At 58.2% G+C, this 24,658-nt stretch carries 32 protein-coding genes and 3 tRNA genes; 19 read left to right on the top strand and 16 right to left on the bottom strand.

Features of this window, described 5'->3' with window-relative positions; all coding sequences use genetic code 11:
* Nucleotides 1–210 precede the first annotated feature (210 nt).
* The 5 genes from AC1DK3_RS10480 (at nt 211) to AC1DK3_RS10460 (ending at nt 5,135) form a co-directional block, all read left to right on the top strand.
* On the top strand, nt 211–591 hold the full coding sequence (locus AC1DK3_RS10480; protein WP_477192146.1) for a TIGR02300 family protein: 381 nt from the start codon (nt 211–213) through the stop codon (nt 589–591).
* A 90-nt stretch (nt 592–681) separates the two neighbouring features.
* Nucleotides 682–757 (top strand) — tRNA-Ala (locus tag AC1DK3_RS10475).
* Nucleotides 758–902: 145 nt separating this feature from the next.
* Nucleotides 903–2,954 (top strand): carbon starvation CstA family protein, encoded by a 2,052-nt coding sequence (locus AC1DK3_RS10470; RefSeq protein ID WP_477192145.1) that lies wholly within the window; start codon nt 903–905, stop codon nt 2,952–2,954.
* Nucleotides 2,955–2,957: 3 nt separating this feature from the next.
* Nucleotides 2,958–3,173, top strand: coding sequence for a YbdD/YjiX family protein (locus tag AC1DK3_RS10465; protein WP_477192144.1), 216 nt, complete (start codon nt 2,958–2,960; stop codon nt 3,171–3,173).
* A 141-nt stretch (nt 3,174–3,314) separates the two neighbouring features.
* Entirely contained in the window at nt 3,315–5,135 is a 1,821-nt protein-coding gene (locus tag AC1DK3_RS10460) for an ABC-F family ATP-binding cassette domain-containing protein (RefSeq protein WP_477192143.1), read from the top strand.
* A gap of 74 nt (nt 5,136–5,209) precedes the next feature.
* Here the strand turns inward: AC1DK3_RS10460 and pqqA are convergent, their stop codons facing one another.
* Nucleotides 5,210–5,299, bottom strand: coding sequence for a pyrroloquinoline quinone precursor peptide PqqA (gene pqqA, locus AC1DK3_RS10455; RefSeq protein WP_045838205.1), 90 nt, complete (start codon nt 5,297–5,299; stop codon nt 5,210–5,212).
* A gap of 148 nt (nt 5,300–5,447) precedes the next feature.
* Nucleotides 5,448–6,179: a hypothetical protein gene (locus tag AC1DK3_RS10450; RefSeq protein ID WP_477192142.1), complete on the bottom strand. Its 732-nt coding sequence runs from the start codon at nt 6,177–6,179 to the stop codon at nt 5,448–5,450.
* Nucleotides 6,180–6,446: 267 nt separating this feature from the next.
* On the opposite strand from AC1DK3_RS10450, the gene AC1DK3_RS10445 reads away from it, so the two are divergent.
* Together AC1DK3_RS10445 and AC1DK3_RS10440 are read left to right on the top strand one after the other, a co-directional pair.
* A complete protein-coding gene (locus AC1DK3_RS10445) occupies nt 6,447–6,890 on the top strand; it encodes an Hsp20 family protein (RefSeq protein WP_477192141.1) in 444 nt (147 codons plus the stop codon).
* A 139-nt stretch (nt 6,891–7,029) separates the two neighbouring features.
* Nucleotides 7,030–7,317, top strand: a complete 288-nt coding sequence (locus AC1DK3_RS10440; protein ID WP_477192140.1) for a BQ00720 family protein — start codon at nt 7,030–7,032, stop codon at nt 7,315–7,317.
* Nucleotides 7,318–7,432: 115 nt separating this feature from the next.
* Here the strand turns inward: AC1DK3_RS10440 and AC1DK3_RS10435 are convergent, their stop codons facing one another.
* Entirely contained in the window at nt 7,433–8,407 is a 975-nt protein-coding gene (locus tag AC1DK3_RS10435; protein WP_477192139.1) for a complex I NDUFA9 subunit family protein, read from the bottom strand.
* A 222-nt stretch (nt 8,408–8,629) separates the two neighbouring features.
* On the opposite strand from AC1DK3_RS10435, the gene AC1DK3_RS10430 reads away from it, so the two are divergent.
* A tRNA-Leu gene (locus AC1DK3_RS10430) sits at nt 8,630–8,715 on the top strand.
* Between the two features lie 314 nt (nt 8,716–9,029).
* Here the strand turns inward: AC1DK3_RS10430 and AC1DK3_RS10425 are convergent.
* Nucleotides 9,030–10,166: a porin gene (locus AC1DK3_RS10425; RefSeq protein WP_477192138.1), complete on the bottom strand. Its 1,137-nt coding sequence runs from the start codon at nt 10,164–10,166 to the stop codon at nt 9,030–9,032.
* 599 nt (nt 10,167–10,765) lie between these two features.
* Here AC1DK3_RS10425 and AC1DK3_RS10420 point away from each other — a divergent pair.
* Nucleotides 10,766–10,851, top strand: a tRNA-Leu gene (locus AC1DK3_RS10420).
* Between the two features lie 161 nt (nt 10,852–11,012).
* Here AC1DK3_RS10420 and AC1DK3_RS10415 read toward each other — a convergent pair.
* On the bottom strand, nt 11,013–11,225 hold the full coding sequence (locus tag AC1DK3_RS10415; protein WP_477192137.1) for a hypothetical protein: 213 nt from the start codon (nt 11,223–11,225) through the stop codon (nt 11,013–11,015).
* Between the two features lie 44 nt (nt 11,226–11,269).
* Between AC1DK3_RS10415 and AC1DK3_RS10410 the strand changes: the two genes are divergently transcribed.
* The 5 genes from AC1DK3_RS10410 (at nt 11,270) to AC1DK3_RS10390 (ending at nt 13,725) form a co-directional block, all read left to right on the top strand.
* A complete protein-coding gene (locus AC1DK3_RS10410) occupies nt 11,270–11,812 on the top strand; it encodes a sigma-70 family RNA polymerase sigma factor (RefSeq protein ID WP_477192136.1) in 543 nt (180 codons plus the stop codon).
* Nucleotides 11,809–12,441 (top strand): ChrR family anti-sigma-E factor, encoded by a 633-nt coding sequence (locus tag AC1DK3_RS10405; protein WP_477192135.1) that lies wholly within the window; start codon nt 11,809–11,811, stop codon nt 12,439–12,441. Before AC1DK3_RS10410 ends, AC1DK3_RS10405 begins: the two co-directional genes overlap by 4 nt.
* A gap of 113 nt (nt 12,442–12,554) precedes the next feature.
* Entirely contained in the window at nt 12,555–12,953 is a 399-nt protein-coding gene (locus AC1DK3_RS10400) for a hypothetical protein (protein ID WP_477192134.1), read from the top strand.
* A 155-nt stretch (nt 12,954–13,108) separates the two neighbouring features.
* Nucleotides 13,109–13,459 carry a four-helix bundle copper-binding protein gene (locus tag AC1DK3_RS10395; RefSeq protein WP_477192133.1) on the top strand — a complete coding sequence of 117 codons (351 nt, stop codon included), beginning with the start codon at nt 13,109–13,111 and terminating at the stop codon, nt 13,457–13,459.
* Between the two features lie 107 nt (nt 13,460–13,566).
* Nucleotides 13,567–13,725: a hypothetical protein gene (locus tag AC1DK3_RS10390; RefSeq protein WP_477192132.1), complete on the top strand. Its 159-nt coding sequence runs from the start codon at nt 13,567–13,569 to the stop codon at nt 13,723–13,725.
* Between the two features lie 58 nt (nt 13,726–13,783).
* On the opposite strand, the gene AC1DK3_RS10385 is transcribed toward AC1DK3_RS10390, so the two are convergent.
* Nucleotides 13,784–14,071, bottom strand: a complete 288-nt coding sequence (locus tag AC1DK3_RS10385; protein ID WP_477192131.1) for a hypothetical protein — start codon at nt 14,069–14,071, stop codon at nt 13,784–13,786.
* A 158-nt stretch (nt 14,072–14,229) separates the two neighbouring features.
* Entirely contained in the window at nt 14,230–14,370 is a 141-nt protein-coding gene (locus tag AC1DK3_RS10380) for a hypothetical protein (RefSeq protein WP_477192130.1), read from the bottom strand.
* Nucleotides 14,371–14,612: 242 nt separating this feature from the next.
* Here AC1DK3_RS10380 and AC1DK3_RS10375 point away from each other — a divergent pair, with 242 nt between their 5' ends.
* Together AC1DK3_RS10375 and AC1DK3_RS10370 are read left to right on the top strand one after the other, a co-directional pair.
* Entirely contained in the window at nt 14,613–14,831 is a 219-nt protein-coding gene (locus AC1DK3_RS10375; RefSeq protein WP_477192129.1) for a hypothetical protein, read from the top strand.
* Between the two features lie 125 nt (nt 14,832–14,956).
* On the top strand, nt 14,957–15,145 hold the full coding sequence (locus AC1DK3_RS10370) for a DUF3606 domain-containing protein (RefSeq protein ID WP_092863257.1): 189 nt from the start codon (nt 14,957–14,959) through the stop codon (nt 15,143–15,145).
* A gap of 482 nt (nt 15,146–15,627) precedes the next feature.
* Here AC1DK3_RS10370 and AC1DK3_RS10365 read toward each other — a convergent pair whose 3' ends face one another.
* Entirely contained in the window at nt 15,628–16,440 is an 813-nt protein-coding gene (locus AC1DK3_RS10365) for a COG3904 family protein (protein WP_477192128.1), read from the bottom strand.
* A 5-nt stretch (nt 16,441–16,445) separates the two neighbouring features.
* Nucleotides 16,446–17,753 (bottom strand): hypothetical protein, encoded by a 1,308-nt coding sequence (locus tag AC1DK3_RS10360; protein ID WP_477192127.1) that lies wholly within the window; start codon nt 17,751–17,753, stop codon nt 16,446–16,448.
* A gap of 219 nt (nt 17,754–17,972) precedes the next feature.
* On the opposite strand from AC1DK3_RS10360, the gene AC1DK3_RS10355 reads away from it, so the two are divergent.
* Nucleotides 17,973–18,275 carry a polyhydroxyalkanoic acid system family protein gene (locus AC1DK3_RS10355; RefSeq protein ID WP_477192126.1) on the top strand — a complete coding sequence of 101 codons (303 nt, stop codon included), beginning with the start codon at nt 17,973–17,975 and terminating at the stop codon, nt 18,273–18,275.
* A gap of 282 nt (nt 18,276–18,557) precedes the next feature.
* Here AC1DK3_RS10355 and AC1DK3_RS10350 read toward each other — a convergent pair whose 3' ends face one another.
* From AC1DK3_RS10350 to AC1DK3_RS10320, 7 genes are all read right to left on the bottom strand, one after another.
* The gene (locus tag AC1DK3_RS10350) at nt 18,558–18,815 is read right to left on the bottom strand and encodes a hypothetical protein (RefSeq protein WP_477192125.1); all 258 of its coding nucleotides are present in this window, start codon (nt 18,813–18,815) and stop codon (nt 18,558–18,560) included.
* A gap of 249 nt (nt 18,816–19,064) precedes the next feature.
* The gene (locus AC1DK3_RS10345) at nt 19,065–21,071 is read right to left on the bottom strand and encodes an AI-2E family transporter (RefSeq protein WP_477192124.1); all 2,007 of its coding nucleotides are present in this window, start codon (nt 21,069–21,071) and stop codon (nt 19,065–19,067) included.
* 54 nt (nt 21,072–21,125) lie between these two features.
* Nucleotides 21,126–21,341 carry a CsbD family protein gene (locus AC1DK3_RS10340; RefSeq protein WP_477192123.1) on the bottom strand — a complete coding sequence of 72 codons (216 nt, stop codon included), beginning with the start codon at nt 21,339–21,341 and terminating at the stop codon, nt 21,126–21,128.
* Nucleotides 21,342–21,457: 116 nt separating this feature from the next.
* Complete coding sequence (locus tag AC1DK3_RS10335) at nt 21,458–21,589, bottom strand: hypothetical protein (protein ID WP_477192122.1); 132 nt, start codon at nt 21,587–21,589, stop codon at nt 21,458–21,460.
* Between the two features lie 147 nt (nt 21,590–21,736).
* A complete protein-coding gene (locus AC1DK3_RS10330) occupies nt 21,737–22,078 on the bottom strand; it encodes a hypothetical protein (RefSeq protein WP_477192121.1) in 342 nt (113 codons plus the stop codon).
* Nucleotides 22,079–22,091: 13 nt separating this feature from the next.
* Nucleotides 22,092–22,574 (bottom strand): hypothetical protein, encoded by a 483-nt coding sequence (locus tag AC1DK3_RS10325; protein WP_477192120.1) that lies wholly within the window; start codon nt 22,572–22,574, stop codon nt 22,092–22,094.
* Between the two features lie 15 nt (nt 22,575–22,589).
* On the bottom strand, nt 22,590–22,880 hold the full coding sequence (locus AC1DK3_RS10320) for a hypothetical protein (protein WP_477192119.1): 291 nt from the start codon (nt 22,878–22,880) through the stop codon (nt 22,590–22,592).
* A gap of 237 nt (nt 22,881–23,117) precedes the next feature.
* Here AC1DK3_RS10320 and AC1DK3_RS10315 point away from each other — a divergent pair, with 237 nt between their 5' ends.
* Nucleotides 23,118–23,726, top strand: a complete 609-nt coding sequence (locus tag AC1DK3_RS10315) for a hypothetical protein (protein ID WP_477192118.1) — start codon at nt 23,118–23,120, stop codon at nt 23,724–23,726.
* Between the two features lie 49 nt (nt 23,727–23,775).
* Nucleotides 23,776–24,582 carry a COG4705 family protein gene (locus AC1DK3_RS10310; protein WP_477192117.1) on the top strand — a complete coding sequence of 269 codons (807 nt, stop codon included), beginning with the start codon at nt 23,776–23,778 and terminating at the stop codon, nt 24,580–24,582.
* The last annotated feature ends 76 nt before the right edge of the window (nt 24,583–24,658 follow it).

Below are 24,658 nucleotides of genomic sequence, written 5' to 3'. Positions count from 1 at the left end.
ATTGGGGGCATCGGGCACTTTGGCCTCAGTCGAAGCCCGGATAGACACTGGACCGCGACGCCCTGTCAACGGCACGCTCGAACGGAGGGCAAGACGTCGTCGGCGAGAGCCCTTGACGCAGTCCGGCCAGCTCCCACTTTTTCGTTTTGACAGGCAGCACCACCTATGGCAGACGGGCTGCCTCAAATTCCGAGAACTTGAGGCACGATCATGGCGACCAAGCAAGCGCGAGGGACGAAGCGCACCTGTCAGAACTGCGGCGAGCGCTTTTACGACCTCGAGCACGACCCGATCATCTGCCCCTTCTGCAATGCCAAATATGTGATCGCATCATCACCCGCGGCATTGGCAGCCCTTCAGGCCGAGCAGCGCGACTTGGCGGCCAAGAAGGCGAAGAAGGTTGCGACGGCTGACGATGCCGACGGTGAATTGCCCGTCGTTGAGGGCGAAGAAGCTCTTGCCGACGTTGAAGCCGACGACTCGGCCGGCGGCGAGGACGACGAAACCTTCCTCGAGGAAGAGGAAGAAGAAGGCGGCGACGTTTCCAACATTATTGGTGGCCCGGCGGTCGAGGGCGACGAAGAGCCTTGATAAGGTTCTGAAACGTCCTTGCAGTTTCCTTCAAGACGACTTATCAGGCACGACTTCGGTGGGATCCAGCCCCGCCGATTGGAATGGTTCGGGGCTATAGCTCAGCTGGGAGAGCGCTTGCATGGCATGCAAGAGGTCACCGGTTCGATCCCGGTTAGCTCCACCAATCCACTCTCAAGTCAATTTGGCTTGGGCCAATTGGGCGCATCACCCCGCGACCGCCGACATGGCTGACCTCTCACCGCTTTTTATGTAGTGTCCGTCCCCGAACCGATTTGCGAGCCATAATCGCGAACGATAGGGACGGAACGATGCTTAACTGGCGCTTAAATCTCACTTGGGTGGCTGTCGCTGTACTCGGCGCGATCTCGCTTGCCATCGTCGCGCTATCGCGAGGCGAAACGATCAACGCCATCTGGCTCGTATCCGCAGCGATTTGCTCCTACCTCCTCGCATACCGGTTCTACAGCCGCTTCATCGCCGACCGCGTATTGCAACTCGATCCGAAGCGACTGACCCCAGCCCAGCGCTTCAATGACGGGCTCGACTATTGCCCGACCGATAAAACTGTCCTCTTCGGTCACCACTTCGCGGCCATCGCCGGTGCAGGTCCGCTCGTCGGCCCCGTGCTCGCGGCGCAGATGGGATACCTGCCCGGAACGCTCTGGCTGATCTTCGGCGTGATCTTCGCAGGCGCCGTGCAGGATTTCATCATGCTTTGGGCCTCGACGCGCCGCGACGGGCGCTCCCTCGGCGAGATGATCCGCGCCGAACTCGGCGACATCGCCGGCGCCATCGCGATGATCGGCGTCCTTCTCATCATGGTCATCTTGCTGGCGGTCCTGGCGCTTGTCGTCGTCAAAGCCTTGAAGCAAAGCCCGTGGGCGACCTTCACGGTGATGATGACGATCCCGATCGCCGTCTTCATGGGTTTTTACGGCCGCTACATTCGGCCCGGCCGGATCGCCGAGATGTCCCTGATCGGCTTTAGTTTGTTGATGCTGTCTTTGATCTTCGGCCGCCACGTTGCCGAAGATCCGACGCTCGGACCGATGTTCAACTATTCGGGCGAGCAGCTTTCGATGATGCTGATCGCCTATGGTTTCGTCGCCGCCGTGTTGCCGGTGTGGACGCTGCTGGCGCCCCGCGACTACCTGTCGACATTCCTGAAAATCGGCACCATCGCGGGCCTGGCGATCGGCATCTTCGTCGTTCTGCCCGAACTGAAGATGCCGGCAGTCACGAAATTCATCGACGGCAGCGGGCCCGTTTTCGCCGGCAGCCTCTTCCCGTTCCTGTTCATCACCATTGCCTGCGGCGCGATCTCGGGCTTCCACTCGCTCGTTGCCTCCGGCACGACGCCGAAGATGCTCGACAACGAGGTCAATGCCCGCTTCATCGGCTACGGCGCGATGCTGATGGAAAGCTTCGTCGCCATCATGGCGCTCGTCGCAGCCTCGACACTCGACCCGGGGCTTTACTTCGCGCTGAACAGCCCGGCAGCCCTGATCGGGACGACCCCGGAAACGGCCGCCGCGGCGATCTCCGGCTGGGGCTTCGCCATCACGCCCGACGCGCTGAGGGAAACCGCAGCCCACGTCGGCGAGTCGACGATCCTCTCACGCACCGGCGGCGCCCCAACGCTCGCCGTCGGCATGGCCGAAATTCTTTCCAGCGCCATTGGCGGCAAAGCCATGATGGCGTTCTGGTATCACTTCGCCATTCTCTTCGAGGCGCTCTTCATTCTGACGACCATCGATGCCGGAACGCGCGTCGCCCGCTTCATGATCCAGGATCTGATGGGAACGATAAGCCCGGCGTTGCGGGATACGCGCTCATGGACGGCAAACATCGGGGCAACAGCTATCGCCGTCGGCGGATGGGGCTATTTCCTCTACCAGGGCGTCGTCGATCCCTTGGGCGGCATCAATACGCTTTGGCCGCTATTCGGCATTGCGAACCAGATGCTCGCCTGCATCGCGCTGACGCTCTGCACGGTCATCCTCTTCAAGATGAAACGGCAGCGCTACGCTTGGGTGACGCTCGCGCCCGCGATCTGGGTCGCGATCTGCACGCTGACCGCCGGCTGGCAGAAAATCTTTAGCGAAAATCCGGCTATCGGCTTCGTGTCTCACGCGGCAAAATTCTCAAACTCGCTCGCCTCCGGCCAGGTCATCGCACCCGCAAAGTCGATCGAGGACATGCAGCGCATCGTCTTCAACGACTATCTGAACGCCACGCTCACGGGGCTCTTGATCGCGCTTGTTGTCGCCATGGCGGGATTCGGCATAGCGGCAGTGATGAAGGCGCTCGCCGACCCGAATGTTTCGGCTCGGGAGAGCGCTATGGTTGCGGCGGAGTGATGCATGCGGAAAACCAGCACCGGCCTGCTGTTTAAGTTTGCAACCGGCATCGCGAAGACCGCGCGGCTGATGGTCGGCGTGCCCGACTACGATGCCTACGTCGCCCATCGCCGCCGCGCTCACCCGGATGAACCCGTTATGAGCTACGAGGATTTCTTCCGCGAACGTCAGGCGAGCCGATACGGCGAAGGCGGTGGCAAAATCAGCCGCTGCTGCTGACGGAATATCCGCGCCGGAAATGAGTGCGGCAAAACGCACTGTCCCGCATTTGTGGCTAACGCTCGCCGCGTTCTTCGGCAAATGACCGCGAGGCCACCGCAAGGATTGATCCGGCGCGCGTCCACCGCTACGAGGGGCCCTATGGCTCCTCCTCTCATTACGCTCAAAGACATCAACCTGACCTTCGGCGGTACTCCGCTGCTCGAAGGCGCCGAGCTGACCGTCGCCCCTGGCGATCGCGTCTGCCTCGTCGGCCGCAACGGTTCCGGAAAATCGACGCTGCTGAAAATCGCCGCCGGATTGGTCGAACCGGATCGCGGCGAACGCTTCGCCCATCCGAACGCGAGCATTCGCTATCTTCGGCAAGAAGCCGATTTTACCGGCTTCAAGACCGTCCGCGCCTACATCGAGTCAGGCCTCGCCCCGACCGACGATCCCTATCAGGCCGACTATCTTCTGAGCGAACTCGGGCTCTCTGGAGAAAGCGATCCTCAAACTCTCTCCGGCGGCGAAGCGCGCCGCGCCGGCCTCGCGCAGGCAATCGTCTCGAAGCCCGACGTCCTCCTGCTCGACGAGCCGACCAACCACCTCGATCTCACCGCGATCGAATGGCTGGAATCGACGCTCCAGGCATCGCGCTCGGCGCTGCTGCTGATCAGCCACGACAGGCGCTTCCTCGAAACGCTATCGCGCGCAACCGTCTGGCTCGACCGGGGCAAGACGCGGCGCCTCGAACAGGGCTTTGCCGCATTCGAGGACTGGCGCGACAAGGTGCTCGAAGAGGAAGAATTCGAGCGCCACAAACTCGATCGCAAGATCGTCCGCGAAAACCAGTGGATGCATGGCGGCGTCACCGGCAGACGTAAGCGAAACGTGCGCCGCGTACGCGAATTGCGCGCCATGCGCCAAGAGGTGCGCGAGCAGCGCCATGCCGTCGGGACTGTCCGCTTGGACGCCGCGGAAGGTAGTCTCTCTGGCAAGCTCGTCGTCGAGGCGACCGGCATCTCCAAAGCCTATGGCGACACCCACATCGTCTCGAACCTCGATCTTCGCGTCATGCGGGGCGACCGGCTCGGGATCGTCGGCCCGAACGGCGCCGGCAAGACGACGCTGATCAAACTGATGACGGGAGAAATAGCCCCCGACAGCGGCAACATCCGGCGCGGCGCCAATCTTGAGATCGTTGCCCTCGACCAGAAGCGCGACGAACTCAATCCCAATTGGACGGTTTCCGACGCCCTGACAGGCGGACGCGGCGATCAGGTCATCATCAATGGCAAGGCGCGGCATGTCGCGAGTTACATGCAGGACTTCCTTTTTCTTCCCGAACAGCGGCTCTCACCGATCCGCGTTCTGTCGGGTGGAGAGCGGGCGCGCTTGATGCTGGCGCGAGCACTGGCCAAGCCATCGAACGTGCTCATCCTCGACGAGCCGACGAACGATCTCGATCTCGAAACGCTCGATCTCTTGCAGGAGCTTCTTTCGGATTACGCAGGCACGCTTCTGCTCGTCAGCCACGACCGGGATTTCCTCGATCGCATCGTAACGAGCGTATTGGCGCCCGACGGCGACGGTCATTGGACCGAATATGCCGGTGGATATTCCGATATGCTCGCCCAGCGCAAAGGCGAGGGTCTGAAAAAGAAATCGCAATTGAATTCGGCCGGACCGTCCCGCAAGGCCACGGCGGAATCGGATGGGGCGGCTGCTCCCGCGAAGCAGAAACTAACCTTCAAGGATAAGCACGCGCTGACCTCGCTTCCCCTCGAAATGGCGAAGCTCGAAGAAGAGATCCAGCTGATCGCCGCAAAGCTCGCCGACGCCGATCTCTTCACGCGTGATCGCCCGGCGTTCGACAAAGCGAGCGAAAGGTTGGCACAAGCACAGTTGCAGCTCGAAACAGCTGAAACGCGTTGGCTGGAACTTGAGGAAAAGCGCGAGGCGCTCGAAAGCCTCGCATGAGGCAATGAAAAAGCGACGACCGAGAGACTCGGCCGCCGCTTAAAAGTTCGACCCTAAGGCCGACCCCATCCGAATTAGATGAGATCGATCTCAGCTGGGAGATAGCTGGTCACTTCGAGACCAACTTCCTGCTCGCGAACTTCAGGCTTCGACCACGTCTTCATGGTTTCCTCCAAGAGTGGTTTGTCCACGCTTAACGGGCATCTACCTATGCTCGCCAGGAAATAAGTGCCAATCGTATTTACAATGACCACTCATAAGCCCGCCTAATAACAATATAACACTTCGCAAATGCGAAAGGTTATATGCCGGCTATTGCTTGGCAGCCCATTGGTCTTTGACTTCGTCACAACGCTTCCCAATGAACTCATTGACTTCCTCGACGATGGAACTCGATAGGATGTTCACGGTGTTGTCCGCCGCGGTCGCGGTCCAAAGCGCACTTTTGATCAGCGTCGGCGCTTCGATCTTTCCCCACTGAGCTTGCGCCTTGATCGCCTTCCCATTCTCGAACGTCACTTTCGGAGTCAAATCGAACGAGAAATCGGTCGCGCCATTCTTCTCGCTTGCAATCGAGCATGTGACCGTATGCTTGACGAAAACCACCTCGGCTTTTGGCTCGGTCATCGCCTTCACCAGATCGCCCCGCTTGACGCTCAAGTCCGTCGAACAGTGGGCGCCATCGTAAGGCCAGGTCACCTTGAGTTTGCTGACGAGCTTCACAAGCTGTTCCTTGCGCCAGCTCTTGATCACGTGGCAGGCGATGTCGCTTCCCGAGACGTCCTTCGAATGGAAGGCTTTGCAGAGATCGACCTTGCAGGCCTGACGTGCCGCCTTCTCCGCCTTTTCTTCAGGGGTAAGCGGCCCGTCGGGATCGCCCAACACCTTCCCGGAGTCTGAGGCCTTTCCGGAATCCGAGGCCTTGGCGGCGTCGGCTGGCGCCTTCGCCGATTCCTCTGCGGCCGCAATTGAGCAAGCGAAGGGAACGATCGAAAAAGCCGAAAAAGCAAAGGCCAACGCGAACAGCACGGACGCAAACTTCATGAATCCCCCTACCCGGAATAAGACCATAATGGCCTCGGCTCCTTGGCCATGGCCCCAAGGCGGCACGAAGGCAAAAAGCCGGCTCCACAGCGTTTTGGACGCACATGAGGCGTCCGCGACACTCCCCACCCCCGATCACGCTTGAAGACCGGTCCGACACCCCCATATCTTCAATAAATCACCGGGCAGCGATGCCGGTGGACCGGGTGGCCCGAGAGGGTGTCTGGCAAACTTGGAATAGATGGTCGCTTGGATGAGGACCTTCAAATGACGCGCCTAACCGCACTTTCGAACCCCTTGCTTCTGGGTTTCGAGGAAATCGAACGGCTGGTCGACCGAGCCACCAAGGGTGGCGACGGTTATCCACCTTACAATATCGAGAGGGTCGCCCGGGATGGTGACGACGGCGAGCTTCTCCGCATTACACTGGCGGTTGCCGGATTTACGCGCGACGAGCTGGAAATAACGCTCGAAGACAAACAATTGACGGTTCGAGGCAAGCAGCAGGACGACAAGGCGCGCGATTATCTTTACCGGGGCATCGCTTCCCGCCAGTTTTCGAGAACGTTCGTCCTGGCTGATGGCATCGAAGTAAAAAGCGCCGAGCTTTCCAACGGGCTGTTGGCCGTCGATTTACAGCGCCTAGAACCAGAGCGTCTTGTCCGGCGTATTGAGATAGGGACGGCGAAGCAGATCAAAAGCCGGACCTGAGCTGAGTCTTTCGCGTCACAGCGCCGGCGGCCGAATCGTCGGAGGATCGGAGCACACTCGCAGAAGGGAAGATCGCCAGAGGGTCACACTTTCCGAGCTGCGATGAGAGCCCGGCCTCGACACAAGGAGGAAGAGCGTCATGAATACTAAGACCACCGCAAAAGCTACCGAAGTCCGCGATCTTGTAGGACCCGTCATGAGCGAGCTGGAGCTTGCACGGCTTGGCGGCGGCGAGGTCGCATACATCAAGACGCTGACCTCGGACGAAGCGATCGAGATGTTTCCGCAGATCGATGGCCTCCCGAAGGGCATTCCGCTTTTTTCGCTTCACGCGGCCGACGGGAYGCCAATCGCCCTGACCGACACGCTGCAGGCGGCCATCGGACATGCTCAGGAAGACGAGTTGTCGATCGCACCGTTGCATTAGAAAAACGACGCGAAGATCCCCGAAATGCGAAGAGCCGCCCAATCCCTTGGGTGGCTCTACTTTTTTCTCACGACACCGCGGCGAGCGGGCCAAGAGCGCTTCAGTCAGAAATGCTTCAGTTGCGATAATGGGCGTATTGGCCCTTCGGCTTGAAGCGCTCCAGATAGTCGGGAACGATCCCATCGATTGATGCCGGCCGTTCGACGCCGAGTGCCTCAATCGTCCGCCCTTCTTTTTTCGCAGCTTCCGACACAACGTTATCCGACTGCAGCAACCGGACCTGATCGAGCGTTATGGGACGCAGCGAATTTGGAAGCGGCGAACTCAAGATGGCCATGAGCTTCGCAATCCCAAACGGAATGGGCAACAGGAGCCGCCGGCGATCCGCGTAGCGTAGTGTCGCCTCGAGCAGATCCCTGAAACTGAAAATCTCCGGGCCGCCGAGTTCATAGATCGTGCCCGTCTTTCCGGCGCCCGTGGCCGCATTGGCAGCCGCCTGCCCCACGTCTCCAACGAAAACCGGCTGGAATTTCGTGTCCCCGCCCCCGATCAGCGGAAGAAACGGACTCATACGCGCCATCGATGCAAATCGGTTGAAGAACTCGTCCTCCGGACCGAACACGATGGACGGCCTCAATATCTGTGCGGCGGAGAATTCGGCGAAGGTCGCCCGTTCTCCCTCTGCCTTCGTTCGCGCATATCGAGAGGCGGACGCTGCGTCCGCACCAATCGCCGAAATATGGACGAGGCGGGTCGCTCCCGCTTCCTTGGCGGCTTTCGCAACGCGCGCCGCGCCCTCGGCGTGCAAGGCTTCAAAGGTCTGCGCGGCGCTCGGCGCCAAGATCCCGACGGCGTTGATGACGATCTCGGCGCCTTCCACGGCCCGCGCGATCGAATCGGCAAACCGAAGGTTCGCCTGAACTCCGTAGATCTGCCCGACTGCGCCCATGGGTTGCAGATAGCCCGCGAGATCCGGCCTGCGGACGGCGGCACGCACCCGGTAGCCCTTCCGGGCCAACGACCAGACGATGTAGCGGCCGACGAAACCGGAGCCTCCGAAAACCGTCGCCAGCTTGCCGTTTTCTGCCATTCGGAAACCTCGATGCTGCAGCCCCGATGGGCTCATTTGCTGGCTGCAGGTCTAACGATCCAAACTGACGCTGTGAAGCCTGTCGGACTGCCTCATGCGGAGAGTTGATGGCCGAGGGTTGAAGGCCGAGAGTTGATGGCCGCGGGTGGAAGGATTGTCTCACCCTGCTAACTCGTAACGCAATTGACTGCGGCGCTCGCACAATTTACCTGACACGTCGGAGCCCAGATGGCGGAATTGGTAGACGCACTGCTTTCAGGTAGCAGCGCTCACAAGGCGTGGAGGTTCGAGTCCTCTTCTGGGCACCACACAATCTAGCCACAATCGCGAGCGCTGTCGTGCTATGGACGGCCTAGCTAGGCTTCACAAATTGCGAAGCGCGCGCTTTTAGAGTTGCATGGCTCTGGTGTTTGCCGATCCCAAAAGGATCGTCCGCCCCCCCTTTCTCGGTGAGTCACCAGAGACCAAATACTCCGACTGCCAGCGATCCTGCCGAGGCAACAGCCAGCGTCGCGGCGGCCTTGCGGTGCGAGCAAGGGCACTGATTTTAGAACGAGCGCGAAAACGCGCCTGGGCTTAACCTGGGCTGAAGAAGTGAATGACGGTACCCGTCCCCGTTACATCAAAACTGAAGTTGCATACCCAGAATAAATCTGTCGACGTTTCTGTCGCCGAAGTCGTCGATATTCTCATGCGAAAAGAGGGCGGACAGAAGCGCGTCGTGGCCATCGATGATGAAGTTGCTGCCGACCGAATATTCAGCTTGGTCCGGCCCGAAATCGTGATCGAACTCCTGGTAACGGAAGACCGGCTCAAACCTGCCGATGCAAACTTTGTGATCGATCAGGTAGCTCGTCAGGATGAACCAGGCATTGCCGGAAGCAAGCCCGTTTCCGCCATCAGCGGTGCGCGTATCGATGCCGTAGGTATCGTAGATGTAGTACGCACCTTCGATCGTAAAATTATCATGCGCGGTAAACGCGTGATGCTGCATCAGCACGTCCACATTGAAGCCGGTGAAATCACCTGACCGCACACCGTCGGTCGCGGCTCCGCTCTGGAACTGCCCGACGACACCAACCGACAGAATTTGTTTTTTGCCGTAATAGTCGCTTGAGTAGGTGTAATAGCCGTCCTCCGCATCCCAGAAATCGTACTGCACACGGCCGGCCACAAGCGGCCCGTTAGCTTCGCGACTGAAACACGAATTGTTATCTGCGGTGCAACCCTGGTATCCGCCGATCATATATTTGAACTTGCCGATATCGCCCCAGACCGCACCGCCATTATCGCGACCGTCGAAGATAGCGGGATAGGCGCTGACGAACGGAAATTCCCACGTTCCGAGATTGAACGGTCCGTCGAGGTTTGCGCGATCGCTCGGAGGCAACATTCGCCCGCCGTAGAGGTTGAACTCGTCGTGGAACTCGAAGCGAGCCATCGCGTCGAGAGTTTGCATACCGGTGGGATCGCCGTTCGGAGCTTGATCTATGTCGGTATTATAAGTGAAACCGACTTTCTTGGTGAGCTGGCCCTGTATGTAAAGTCGGGCGTTCGCCAGTTCCGCATCGTTAAGTCCCGATTTCTCGGGCTCCGTGATGAACTGCCCACGCAGACCCGCTCCGACGCTGATCCAGGAGTCGTCATCCCAAAGATTTAACCTCAAGAACTCTTGCGCGAAAGCGGCAGGGCTGCCGAAAAGAGTGAAGGCGCAGGTGGCGGCGGCCAATCCCCGCTGCAATGCTCTGAGCAAAATCATTCCCCCGGAGTTCGGGATCAGCGCGCGAATTGCAAAAAAGCATTTGCCTACGCCAAACAAGCGCCGCCCGACCAATTGTCAGCATTGAGAACATCGGCCACAAAATGCACTTATGAAAAAAGTCATTTATTCAATCGACGAGTGCTGATGATTTGAGCGCGACGACGCGCGACTAGAAAATTAGAACCGAATGGTTTCACGAGAAAATCAGTGGGCGGTAATTATTTTGAAACCTTGGGGTGATTCTGCGATCCGTGAAATGCGCGCGGATTCCGCTTGCAGACGAATAGCGACCCTCTGTGGATCGACGGCCACGCTCACACGACGCGGCGCCACAAGCGTGAGATCTCGATGGAGCACGTTTGGGGAAGCGGCCGCCACCCCTCATCCTGATTATTGCTCCCCGCAGGGTCGCCGCAGACCGAATTGCATCGTCGAGCGCAGGATGAAGCCCTGCAGCGCCCGTCACCTCATGTGCAACCGCTGGCACTAAGGATCGCCCGGACCGCCTCGTCGGCACCTGCTAAAGCATTGTCTCAATCGGATTAGCAGTCACGCAATTGACTTCCGGGCCCGCACAATTTACCTGACACGTCGATGCCCAGATGGCGGAATTGGTAGACGCACTGCTTTCAGGTAGCAGCGCTCACAAGGCGTGGAGGTTCGAGTCCTCTTCTGGGCACCAATCCATATATTTCAGATACTTACATGTCTGAATTGATATTCTAGTTGCGCTTCGGTCGCTTGGTTCCCAGCCATGCACTACGAACTTTGATCTGCGCGTGGCCCACCGGCGGAGTGGGCCGCGGAACATCGGCAAGCCGCAACGGTCCATTTATGTCGGCGTCAATAACAGCCGAGCCCAAGCGCGGTCACCAGGAAAAGGCCCGCGATGAACTCATCTGATGTGAGGCGCTGGCTGAGCAGCTCCGTCGAAGCGACGAGGCAGGTTACGATTGATCCATAAGATGTCAGCGCGACAACGAGGGCGACGTTGAGAGAGAAGAGATCGGAACGGCCACTATCTACCGTGAGCACTATCGTCAACGAGCCGGGCATAGAATATCATTTCGGCCGTAACCGAAAACCCAAGATCGGCAAGCATGTCGGACACTGATAACCTTCTGCAGATCGCAAACCAGAAGGATCAGCTGGCATTCCAACAGCTGTTCCAAAAATACGCGCCGCGCGTCAAATCCTTCATGATGCGGCGCGGCGCGGACGCGAACACGGCGGAAGAACTCGCCCAGGAAACCCTTCTAGCGGTCTGGCGCAAGGCGAGCCTCTACTCCAGCGAACGCGGAAGTGTCCCGACGTGGATTTTTACGATCGCACGCAATCTAAGGATCGATCGGCTGCGTAAGGAGGAAATGTGGGTTGAGCTTCCCGACGGTTACGATCAGGAGGCGAGCATGGATGCACCGCCGGATGAGGTCGTCTCTGATGAAGAGCGACGGCTCAACATGCGCCGGGCGTTGGAGGGTTTGCCGCGCGACCAGTATCAAGTTGTCTTTCTGTCATTCATCGATGGTCTGTCCCACCGTGAAATCGCTGAGCGGCTGGGGTTGCCGGTCGGCACCGTAAAATCGCGGATCCGGTTGGCATATTTGAAACTTCGCGCGACGGTCGGGGCACAAGACGAATGAGCATCGAACGTCATCCAGCACTTGAAAACCTCTTGAGCTGCTCCGCGGGAAGCATGCCGGAGGCTTTGGCCGCCGTTATGGCGAGCCATATCTCGCTTTGTAAACGCTGCCGCCGCGAATTGGCGATCATGGAAACCATAGGCGCATCGCTGTTCGATGAGGTTCCCTCGGCCTCACTCACTTCGGGAATTGCCGTACTCAGAGACTCCAAAGAACCCAAAGCGCTCGCCTCAGGCGCGGGCGATGTGCCCGCGGCTCTCCGAAAGCATGTCGGCCCTTGGTTCAAGGACGTCCCATGGAAATGGGCTGGCTTTGGCGTTTGGCAGCACCGGATTCCGCTGTCGGGACGAGCCCAAGCGTCGCTGCGTCTCATCAGGGTTTCGCCGGGATTGAAACTTCCAGACCATGGCCACAGCGGCTCCGAGATGACCCTCGTCTTGCAGGGATCCTTCACGGACAACACCGGCTCGTACGGCGTCGGCGACGTCGCCGATATGAATGAAGGTGATGAGCACGCTCCAATTGCCGGCGCCGGAGACGACTGCGTCTGCTTGATCGCCTCCGAGGGGCCGATGCGCTTCAACAGCGTCCTCGGCAGAGCTATACAGAAGTTGACTGGCTTCGATTGAACCGCCTCTGCGAACCTCCTGTGATCCGCAGCGTGATGCCCRACGTAATTTTGACTGGAGCGCCTATAACAGGCTGAACGGTCGCGATGACAAAGTGCAGGCGTCAGATCGTAATGTACCTTTTGCGGACACCCGCTTCTGGGCTGGGATGTCTTCTCGTTCTGTCCCTGGGCCTGACCAACGCTTTCGCCGGCGCGTCATCCTCGCTCTCGCCGCAAGAGGCCGGCGCCCGATATGGCGAAGCGCTCGGCGCGATAGAAGTTTGCGACGGAATCGCCCTCACCGATAAAGCCAAGAATTTAAAGGCCTCCTTCGCAGGCGCCGAACTCGATCGCTTCACCGCCCAAGCCGCGAAAATCTACAGCGCCTGGGTTACCGTCAAAAATTGCGTCCATCAAAACGATCCCAACCCCTGTCGAATAATCATCCAGAAGAGCTGTCTGGAGGCGATATCCGAAATCGGCCCGCAAGGCTCGGCGCTGCCCGGTTTGCTTGACGTCCGAAATCACTGAAGTCCCCCGGGTCGCCTCGCACACGGCTCGGATCATCCAGGCTCCGTCTACCGAAGGAAGTCGATCAAGGAAATTGCGGACAGCCCCACGCAAGCCCGCAACTCTCCGGCTTATGCGAAGTTCCTCCCATGTCGAACTCCTGGAGGTAGCAAACGATGCAACAACTCAGCACTGAAATGCGGGCCTGTGCCGATCTTTGCCAGACCTGCGCCACCACGTGCTTCAGCGAGGCCATGAACCATTGTCTCGAGTCGGGCGGCAAGCATACTGAACCCGAGCATTTCCAGTTGATGATTGCCTGCGCTGAAATTTGCAAAGCGGCGGCCGCGGTATTGCTGACGGGAATTCCCCAGCACGTCTTCGTCTGCCACGCCTGCGCACAAATCTGCCGCGCATGCGCCCAAAGCTGCCAGAAAATCGGAGACATGCAGGATTGCGTGGATGATTGCAGCGTTTGCGCAGAGAGCTGCGAGGCAATGAGCGCAACCATGCAAAAGGCAGCATAGGGACGAATGAACCCGGTCCACGAAGCAAAAATGACCGGGGTCGGCCAAAGTCGCGGAACCCAAAGCCCGCTAGTCACGTTTACAGGCGGGTTTCGCGAGGGTGACTGATGAAATCGCTTGTGGCCGCGCTGTCGGTATTATTCATCTCATTCATGGCGTTGAGCGCCTACTCACTCAACGCAGACTCTGAAACACCTGCGGCCTTGAACGCTGACGCTGCCATGACACCTGATTCAGGCACGTCGGGCGTCGGCTACTCCCCCTGATCCTCCGCCATTATTTCAAAAGCCAGAACACTGTTCGACCAAACGAGCACGCTGACAATCAAGGCACGGGCTTAAAGGCAATCCTGGCGTAACCCACTTCCTCGCCCGCACGAAGCTTTCGAACGCCCAATATCGTTGCGGCCTCATCGAACTTCTGTAGAAAGTTGGCGACAGGCAAAGGCTGCACATCCTTCTTGCGGCACCAGAGAGAATATTCCGCCCAAAGCGCACTTGGTGCCAGCCAATTGTTCGGATCCGGCCTCAATCGCTCAAGGGCGAAGATGCCGATCCGCCACGAAATATCATCGGAATTGGCGCGCGGCTGCCAATAGCGGAGTGCCTGCAAGATCCGTACTCCCCCTTACTTCCCGAGAAACATCCCTTCCGCCAAAAACTCGGTACGACAAGGGCGGCACGTGTTGCCGGTCCATCTTTGCCGTGCACGACGTGTTGATAACGAGGACCGCCCGACGGACTGGATGTGGAAAAGCTCTCTGTGCAGCTCTATCCGTGCGCCGCCTTCTTTTTGAAGAACTGAACTTGCCTCTCTCGTTTCTCAGCACCCGCCTTGCTCTTGTAGGTCCCGAGATTCTTGCCCTTCTTCGACACCAACCGATAACCGGACTTCACCTTGCGAATGGTCATGACCGAGCTCCCTTTGCCAGCTGATTGGTCAACCGGCGGACAGCGCATTCGTTGCGATTGCTGTCACCGGGCGCAAACTTCGGAAGCGTGTTGGACGCCGGCCCCCGCCACAAGGGCTGTTAAAGGTGGGTGAACATATTGAGGCGTATTCCGAAAATATTGTTCGGTGAGCTTTTGGAACCTCGATTCCAGACTGACGTTTCTGTGAAATGGCAGGGGCTGCCTACCACGTTGAGGGACACATGAAGACACAAGGCTATACGGCCGCCGAACTAGCGGGCTTCTATGCCGTGCTCGATCGCACGGTTTGCCAAGCGGCCGAATGCGAGCTGCAGATTTCCATTCCGACAATGGTCCAAAGGCTCTTTGAAGCCGCAGACCGCGGCGAGCGCGACCCAAAGAAGTTGGCGAGCATAATCATGGGTCGGGCCGATCATGCCGCTCAGGCGGAAGCAGCCTAACACTTCTTTGTCGCCGATTCCGCTGAACGATCGCGCGCCCGGCCGTCTTCGCATTCAACAGTGTGCGGACCATACGGAGCCGTGATACGATTGAATGCGAAAGCTAGTCGGGAAAGGATATTCCAATGGCCGATGATAAGACAAAGAAAGGCAAGCAGGATCGTACGCGCATAGCGATGAGCGAGCCCTATGAGGTCCAATATTGGAAAAAGAAATTCGGCGTGACCGGACAAGGCCTCGCAGGCGCGATCCGGGCCGTCGGATCCAACAACGTCGAGAAAGTTGGGGCCTATCTGAAGGCGAAGCGGAAATAGCTCCCGCAAATAATCGCAAAATAAGAGCCCCGGAAAAATCCGAGGCTCTCCACACTCGGGGTTTCCTCCGGTGTGATACGGCTTCCGACCCCTTTCAGGGCTTCGCCGCTTTCATCGTCCTCGCGGGCGTGAGGACTTTGCGTGCTTTGCTTTTCTCATCGTACACATGGATTACGCATGGGTGGCGCGCGCGTTCCTTAGCTCTCGCTATGTAGCCGTGCGCTGCAGCGCGTGCATCGCAAGAAACGAAAAAGCCCCGGCTAGAAAGCCGCCGGGGCTCCGCTGAATTGCTTCAGCTCGTCGGCACCGTCTGCAAGCGTCACGGGCCACGTGTCTATTGTTACGGCAGAACGAGCGGGTCGGTTTCATCAGAACTATTCGAATTGACTCTCAGTCCCGCTTATCTGCGCCCCAGATGAAAAGGCCGCGAGGTGAAAGTGGCAATTGAGGATTTATTCGTCAGGTTGGCCACTTGCGGAGATTCAAGTCTTTGCCGCTCCCGTCGTGATCTTCAAGACGTGAAGCTCATCGGTCCTGAAAATATAGAGGCGCTCCTTCGGCGTCCGCATTGCTTTGATCCAGCTATCTGGATCGACACCCATGCTGACCAGATACTCCACGCAGCGCGCGGAAATCTGTTGAGCGGCGGAAATACCGTCGCCCCAGGTCTCCGTCCCTTTGGCCACTGCCGAAACCTGGTGAACGCCTATCAGCGCGTGCTTGCCGGCCGTACGGCGAACGCCACCTGCAAACATCAAGGGACACGACGACGCGCAATACCCGTTATCGGCGACCATCGTATCGAGCCCTCGCTTCCGGACTGAGCGGCCCATGGTGATGGCGTCCGGCACCGACCCTCCCGGCGAAAGCAGCCAGATCGTCTTCGCGCCTTTTCCATCGTGATCGAGGAACTTCTCGAAATCGTCCGAACTCCCCGTTTCAATTCTCCCGACTGCAGAGACGTCGCCGTTAGCACCCACATGAAACGACATGCGGCCAGCCACCATATCGCGCGTCGGCTTGTCCGGAACGCCCGGCATTTTCGGGCTACCCGATCCAGGGATGACGGGCAACGCCTTCGGAAAGTAGGGCCGCTCCTGGTCCGTCCGGGTAGGGAGTTGAATGACAACGCGCGTAACCTGCTCCGCTCCCTCGTCGAGCGTGAGATCCAGCTGATCGCGAAGATCCAATGCGAGCATGCCGACGCTCACCGCCACCAGGAAGAGAAATATCGATCGTATGAGCGCGCCCTCTAAAGCACCTTCTTCCCGCCACACGATGCGTTTTTCAGCCATGACATTTAGCGGTTGAATCCCGCGGCCGGATTAATGGAGGCAACATTTCCGGGTGTCTTCTCGAGACCCGCAGCGGGCGCTTCGGCCGGCGCAGATTTCTCGAGAACCACGTGAGGCGGCGATGATAAGGGCCGGGTCTCGAGCGCCTGCATGTTGTTATAAATCTTGAGAGCCCGCATGACCTCCCCGGCGGACATCCCATCTTCGTCACGCGCGTCGCCCTCATCCCTTCGGATCGCCTCGAAGACGATCGAATGGATGAAAATCAATACCGCCGGCATCAGGTCCAGCGAGATGGCGCCTGCCCAGCTCGGCAGAAAATCGGTGCCATACTGAATCACGGCTTCCGCAGTCGACAAAGGAACGAACCGCACAGGCTTCACCTCAGGCCGCGATAGAATATCGTCAGCGGCCGTTGCCAACGCTCGCGATTGCGATTTGATCGACTGCTCCACCTTGCCAACGACTTGATTCTGGCGATCTGCCAAATCGGCAGTCCGGCCGTCAGCTGCAGGTGCAATAAAGGACTTCGATAGATCCTCCGCAGTCCGCTTCACCGCGGGTGCAATCGAAGTCTGCTGCAGATCGGCGATGATCCCGGTCAAGACCACGGTCTCTGCTGCGAACTCGTTCGTCCGCTCGTCGATTGGTCCTGACCCGGAAGTGAGCTGACGCATCCTTTCGAGCGTCTTGCTTCCCGATTCAAACAGCGTCTTTATCCGGTCGCGCGACGCGTCGACTTCAGCGGCCAGCGCATTGAGCTGCGCCGACATCTGGGCGGTCAGCTGAACCACGGTCCCGCTTCCCGACGTTCCGGTAAGCGCGCCCGATTGCCGTTCCTGATCCGAAAGAAGGGAAAACCGCCGCGAAGCCAGTTGAATGTCCGGCAAGAGGCCTTGCGCCGCGAGGGCATTGCCGTGCGCCCTATCCAAGCTCTGCTGAAATCGGTCGGTAGAATTCGCCATGTGCTGCTGGAGCGCCGCAGACCCCGCGAGCGCTGCCGCATTGAGCCAGGCCGACATCGCGAGGATCATCAAGCTGCCGATGAACATGGCGACATACATGAGCCGCCGCGACGACGCCTGCCGAACGTGCGGCAGAAATCGCATCAAATACGTCCAAAATGCAAATATGGCGACGGAGACCGCCGCCGAGTACACGATCGCGGCGAGAAACACCTCGATTGGCGAACCCTCGAGAAGGCTTCGAACGCCAATGTACGTGTAAACGCCGCTGGCAAGTGCGAGCGTCGCGAGCGTGAACTTCGTCATCACTTCAAGGCGGGTGATGCCGCCTCGCAGCACCTGAGACATCGAACCATCCTTGGACGGAAACGCCAAAACCTTAAATAATGCACTGTATGCGGACCGCTTTTAAAGCGGGCTCAATCTTCGACCGAAAAATAAGAGCAAATCCGATCACTTCAGCTATTTGGATCGAAGGCTTGCCGATCGGCGTTATGGAACAGGCACTATTATATTGCTCGATCGGCGGATTAGACCGCCCGCAATCTACTGCAAGGATATGAGCTCGTGTCAGAGCCGGTTGTCATCACCATTTCTCATCGCCTCGGAAAGGAAGAAGCCATACGGCGCTTGAAAAGCGGATTGGCATCGGCCCATCTCCCGTTCGTGACGATTGACCGTGAAGTTTGGAACGGCGATCTTTTGGAATTCAGCCTAACCGGAATGGGCCACAAAGCGAGCGGCTCCGCTCTGGTGATGAACGATTCCGTGCGCCTCGAACTCGTTCTGCCGTGGCTTCTGCAGCGTTTCGCAGAGTTGGCGCTCAAAGGACTGGCCTCCCGCACCAAGCTTCTCTTGGAAAAAAAATAAGCGGCTTGCGCCGGTCGTCGCTGGTTTACACCGTTCGTCAACAGACAATTGCCGCCTTTATTCCGCGTGCTGTTGAAAACTCGGGCCTCGCCCTTGCTTCGAATCATACCTCACGCAACGGTCGAAACCTCTCGCCCTCATTGGCAAATCTGGGAGAGACCCCGCACCCCGACAGCAACCCTCGCTCGTCGGGGTGTTCTCCTTTTTAGCGAGGTCGAACGCTTCCGTTCGAACTCGTCTGTGGCGGTCGCGATGCCCTAAAAGCGACCGCCACTTTCAAGCTTAGAACTCGATCCAGATACCGTTGCGCCAATATCCGCGTCCCTCGTGCTCGCGCCAGCGATACCTCTTGGCGTCGGCATCGGCCCATCTCCAATCGTCCGAGTAAACGCGCACACCGAATTCCGGACGATACGCATGACGCTCGCGGACATGCCAGCAATCTCCCTCGCCGTTGCAAACGATTTCGGCCGAAGCTGTGGTCGCCGAAACGGCAACCATGCTGGCGGCAGCAAGCACGCACTTGGTGATAACCTTCATAGCCGGTCTCCTCTATTTTTTTGGATCAGCGGTGATGATCCACGCCTCATGGACGCGAGCTTTCAACGGCATGACATCGATGAAGTTCCGAAGAGCCGTTGCCTGAACAGCCGTTCATCCGTCGGCGGTTGTTTTTGATGAAGATCGGCCACTTGCGGTGCGCGAAACACGACAAAACCCAATACTATTCGCCGCAATCGGAAGTCCCTCGTCGCGTGACGATATGTGATCGGCTAAACGCGCGGAGTTCTAAGCTGACGGCCCGAGTTCCTCGCCGAACCGCATCGAATTTTCATAGACGATATCCGTGCGAGCCGCTTCGCTATCTGCGAGCGCCCCGACGCGTCCCCACTCGTGCTCGAGTAACTCCTGGCACAGAGCCAGAGCGTCAGAAATTTTCGTCACGACACGGTCCGCGCCCACAGCTTCCCGCCATTCTTCAGCCTTAGCGCCGTTGCTCGCGAGGGACCAAAAACCCGCGATCATGATCGCATCCGGCATCACGCTGCGGACACGACGCATCAGAATGCCCATGAACGCCGGAGCTTTCTTGGATCCCAAATAGCCAAAGACGACGACCTTGGCCGGACCGCGCCTAGCATCGAGTGCACGCAACCGGATCGACGCATTGTAGGGAAGCGTAGAAGCGTGGATGCCCTGCGCTTCGAGCACTTGCTCCAGCATCAAAAGCGGGCCCTCGTCGAGTTCGCTGCGAACCGGAAGACAAAGCACAACATCGTTTTTGACGTCATCCTCCCCGGACTTCTCGCGCGATGAGTCACTGGCCTCGGCGTCCTCTCCGGTCGCATGTTCCGACAAACCATCGACGACGTCGTCGATCGCGTCCTTGACTTCCGTGATCTCGTCAGCGCTGAGCCGCCCGGCGGAAGCATCTTCATAAGCCATCGACAGCGCCTTCAACGCGACATCGTCATAGTAACGGATCAGAGGCATTTCTTTCATGCTCTGCTCCGCAACTTCGATCGCCTCGACGCCATCCCCCGCCAACACGCGTTGATATAATCGCTCGTGAGGTTCGAGAGCCGGTTCGTCTCCAAACAAGATTTCAAGGAACCTCAGCGCCTCGACGTGTCTGCCCAAAACCATGAGACAGACTGTGAGCGGAGTAGCCAAAATCAATCCGACCGGCCCCCACAACAACGTCCAGAACAGCGTCGCGACGACCACGGCAACGGGAGATAGTCCTGTGTTGCGTCCGTAGAGCATCGGCTCAATGACTTCGCCAGCCATGACTTCGGACACGAGGAACAGCGCTGCCGTCCACAATACGAGTGACCAGCCCGGATCGATGGCGGCCGCAAGAATAATTGGAAACACGCTCGCGATCACCGAGCCGATGAACGGAACGAACCGCATCAGCCCCGCGAGAACGCCCCATAGCACTGGATTTGGCAGACCCATCGCCCAAAGGCACAAACCGATGAACACGCCAAAACTCGCGTTCAGCAAACCCTGAATGATGAAAAACCTGCTGAGCCGATCGCCTGCATCATCGAGCGCGACTGTCGTTCGCTGGAGATCACCCTTTCCCGCAAGCCGTAAAAACCGGTCTCTCAGATCTTCCCGCTGGGCGAGAATGAAGAAGAGAAACAGCACGATTAGACCCGTCGTCGCGAGCGGTGAAATCAGCGGGCGGATCAGGGATACTGTCTTATCGAGAACCGGCTCGGGCGGTTGGTGTATTTCGACCGGAATCGGCTTGACAGCGGCAGTGCCATCCGGAGCCACGGGCAAAGCCGACCGCTTTCCGCTATCGGATCGTGAAAGCTCCGCCTGGAGATCATCGAGCGTGCTCCTTGCCCGTTCCAGCACACCAGATTCAACGGACGCGGAACGAACGGATGAAACCTTTTTGAGCAGGTTGTATTCATAGGATGGGATTCGCTCGAGCAAATCCGAGATCTGTCCGCCGACAACGACACCAACGCCACCAATGGCGGCAATCGAGATCACGACGACAGCAATCACCGCGGGCACTTTCGGAATGCCCGCCTGCTTCAACAGACGAATAGCTGGCGTCAGTACAAAACTCAGAAGGCCCGCCAATGCGAGCGGCATTAATACGCTGCTGCCGTAATAGAGAATGAGTATGGCGCCGGCGAAGATCACCATGTAGCAAGCGGCATTCATGGCCGTCAGCCGGCTAGTCGCAGCGCCCGAAGCAAAAGCGGCTTTAGACTTTTTTAGCCGGCGTATCGAGGTCGATCCGTTGTTGTTGATGTCGACAGCGCGCATTGTGACCTCCAGCAAAGAAAAGGCCGGTCGTTTGACCGGCCTTTATGCTTTTGACTAGAGCTTGCGATTGATCTCATCGGCGACTTTGTTAGCGCCATCCTTGACGGCAGCTTTGGCTTTTCCGACTTCGACCTGGGCTTCGCCTTTCAATTCCTGAACGGCGCCCTCGATTTCCATCTTGTCCGAACCGACGGCCTTGCCCACGTTCTTCTTAATGTTTCCTGCAGCTTCGTTTGCGTAGCCGGAAACCTTGTCAGCGGTGCTGCCCATATCGATAACTCCTTTTGTGGATGCGCCTCTAAACGCTTGGCGCGACCACTAAGTTCCTGAGAATGGTGCGAGTGCTGACGTATCCCGAACTTGGCGGTGTTTACACTTCAAACTCGTCACTGAGCCGTGTGCGCATCCTGCGCATCTGCAGGTGAAAACGCTTCGCCCATGTGCCCATAGTGACTAATGATCATCGCGATTCCGGCGATCAGAACGATATGAAAGATGATCTTTTGGATCGGCTGCATGTCTCGCGTTCGCTCCTGTCATGTTCGGTGAAACATCGCACGCATTCGGCCTCCTCGAGGCCGAAGTAAAAAATCGGAACAGCATCGCCGCTGCGCCCGCGACGATGCTGTTCCGGAATTTCGATTACATAAAAAGCGCCGTGAAAACTAGTAGACCCTTTTTTGCACCGCCTCGATAAACCGGCCCAAGTGCTTCTTTGCCGCGCCTTCGATCTGGGCAGGGGAATATCCCTCGTCCTGAAGTTTCCTTCGGAGTCTTTGCACGGTGTCATTTGCGCCGGATCGGGCCTGGTCGAAGGCCCGCYCGAATGAGCCGTACGAAGATGTGTTGGATTTTCTATATCGCCAGATCACGGCGCCGACCGCGAAGCCGATAGCACCCGCAGCGAGCAACGCGACTGTCGGGTCGCTGAGAAGCGATCCGCTTTCATCATGCTCCTGAGCTTCCATCGTATCGTCGTCGGGCCTGTTCATATCTGCGGATCCCATTGAGTTCTCCTTATCAAGCTTGAGGCGGGGATTGCGGGGCGCTTCCCGCGCTCTCGGAGCGGCTGAACACGTAGAGGCCAGCCGCGGCCGCGAGAATAAGCGGCCAGTTCTTCGACGCCGTTCGTAGCATCGCCGGAAGCACGATCGGTGCGGCAGCCGAAACGATGCTCATCACCTTGTCGTCTTCTAGAAAAGAAGGGCCGGTGCTCTGAGGTTCCTCAGCTGCCGGCTCTTCATGAACTTCGGATGCTGCGCCACCGGGCCGCTTCCGTAACTTCACCACCAGCGCGACGACGAATCCGAGAAGAATAAATCCTCCCGCGACGATCAGGTTGCCGATCTCGGGACCGTAGTTGCGATTTGCGTACGATGAAAAACTAGCTGCGGCAAAACCAAGCGCCACGATAAACGGAATTCCGATCAACACTCGGTTCCCGAGTTCGCCAAGTGTATTTTCTACACTCGCTTCGGCTCTCTTGAATAAGCTTGCGAACACCGGATATCTCCGAAGTTAAGATTTCCAGATAGCACCGAGAATGAAACCGGCGGCCACGGCCATTCCGAGCGTCGTCATCGGCTGCTCGGCGACAGACTTGTCGATGGCGTTCGAAAAGTTCTTGGCAACTTTCTGCAAATTATCACTGAGTTCGGATGTCTGGGCGGCGAGTTTTTGTCCGGTGTCCTGAGCGCTCGAGACCGCCCGATCCAGCGAGTCGACGGCTCTCAGTCCAGCATCCACGGCTCTATCGGCCAGATCGTGCGAGGCCGATCTAACCTCATCCGTCGTGTCAATTCTTCCCATGGGAACTCTCCCGATAATGTGTTCAAGCGTGCCATGAACGCGGGGCCTCGGGCGATAGTTCCGGTATTTCAGGCGTCCGAGTAGGAGCGCAGGCACGCGAATGACCGTTCCCCTATCGGCAACGCCGTCCCAGATGCACCTTCGCCGGCATACAGAACTGTATGCATCGCGCCCCAAAGTGACCGCCAAGGAACTAAACTTTGGGCCGCTTCGCTGTGATCGTTAGGGCAATAAGGCATGCACACTAAGGAATTCGCGCGATCTCTTCGTGCGTTCGCGGAACTCGCGGAGTTCGAGAAGTCGCAGGAATTATATCGCTTCGCGGGTTGCTTTGATGAGGGCCAAAAGGAAACGATCCTCACCCGGCTGAAGCGGATGAGCCCATCTACCGCCTATCCTTTGCGGCTCAAGGAAAGTTTGGAAGCCATCGAGCAGGGCTTCCGGGCTCTCGGGGCCACCAAGCAGGCCAACGCGATTCGCGCCATCCTCACGTTGTTCGCCGGCCGCGCCGGAGCGACCATCGACGTCTTCATCGCCGAAATCTCGGCATCGCCCCGGATAGCGAACCTTAGCATCAAGCGGTTCAAGACGGCCGATATCGATCTGGTCAAGACGGTTGCGGGCCAACTCGCACAGCCTGCCCTCGAAGCCGAGGCGTTCGAAGGGATCTTGGCGAGCCTGAGTTCGTCCAAGGCTGTCGGAACCCCGACGTTGGTTTTGATCGCCAACTGCTATCTCGGCAATCAACGGATCTATCGAGACCGGAAATCCGCGCTCGAAGCGATCGAAAGACATTTTCGCGGAAGGCCGTTGCGCCCAGTCCGCCAGTGCGAAGTGTTGGAATGAAGGGCCAGGCCCCATTCAGAGGGAAGCCGCCCGTACGAAAGGATCACGAATGAACCGAGAGCACGTCGCCTCCGGCGCGGCGACATATTCGAAGGTCGCCCAGGTCACGATCTTCTTCTGGATTATGAAGGTGCTGGCAACGACGCTCGGAGAGACTGCGGGCGATTTCATCTCCATGACCCTTGGCCTCGGATACTACGTCGGCCTGGCTATTACGTTCTCCGTACTGAGCATCGTGCTGTGGGCCCAAATCGGCGGCAAAACATATCACCCCGTCCTATTCTGGAGTGCGATCATCGCAACGACGACTGCCGGTACGGAAATCTCGGACTTTATGGATCGCTCGATGGGCCTAGGCTATTTCGCCGGCTCGATAATACTCGTGACCGGATTGGCTCTAAGCCTCGCGGTCTGGTATTACCGGGTAGGCAATCTAAGAGTATATCCGATCACGACGCCAAGCGCCGAGTCGATGTTCTGGCTGGCCGTGTTGTTCTCAAACAGTCTTGGAACTGCTTTCGGCGATTACCTCGTAGACAACGTTGGACTTAGCTTTATCCAGGGCGCACTTGTAACCGCGGGTATCATCCTCGCAGTAGCCGGGTTGCACTACTTCACGCGATTGAACGACGTCCTTCTGTTTTGGATCGCCTTCGTCTTCACACGTCCCTTCGGCGCGACTTTTGGAGATTTCCTAACGAAGCCACTCGACGCCGGAGGCCTGAGCATGTCGCGCGGGTACGCGTCGCTCATGACGTTGGCGATCTTGTTGACTGTGCTTTATGTGTCGTTGCGCTGGTCGTCAGAGCGGAGAATTTCGCCTGCTCCGGCGGATCAGTCAGATCTCTCACGCTAGTGGAGGCCAAGTTGGAAACCATACGAATTTGAGAGAAATTCGCCCAGATCAGGGCTTAAAGCTCTTCGAGATTGCA

The sequence above is a fragment of the Hyphomicrobium sp. 01T421 genome (genome assembly GCF_056398805.1).
This window is presented reverse-complemented; position numbering and strand designations above follow the sequence as displayed.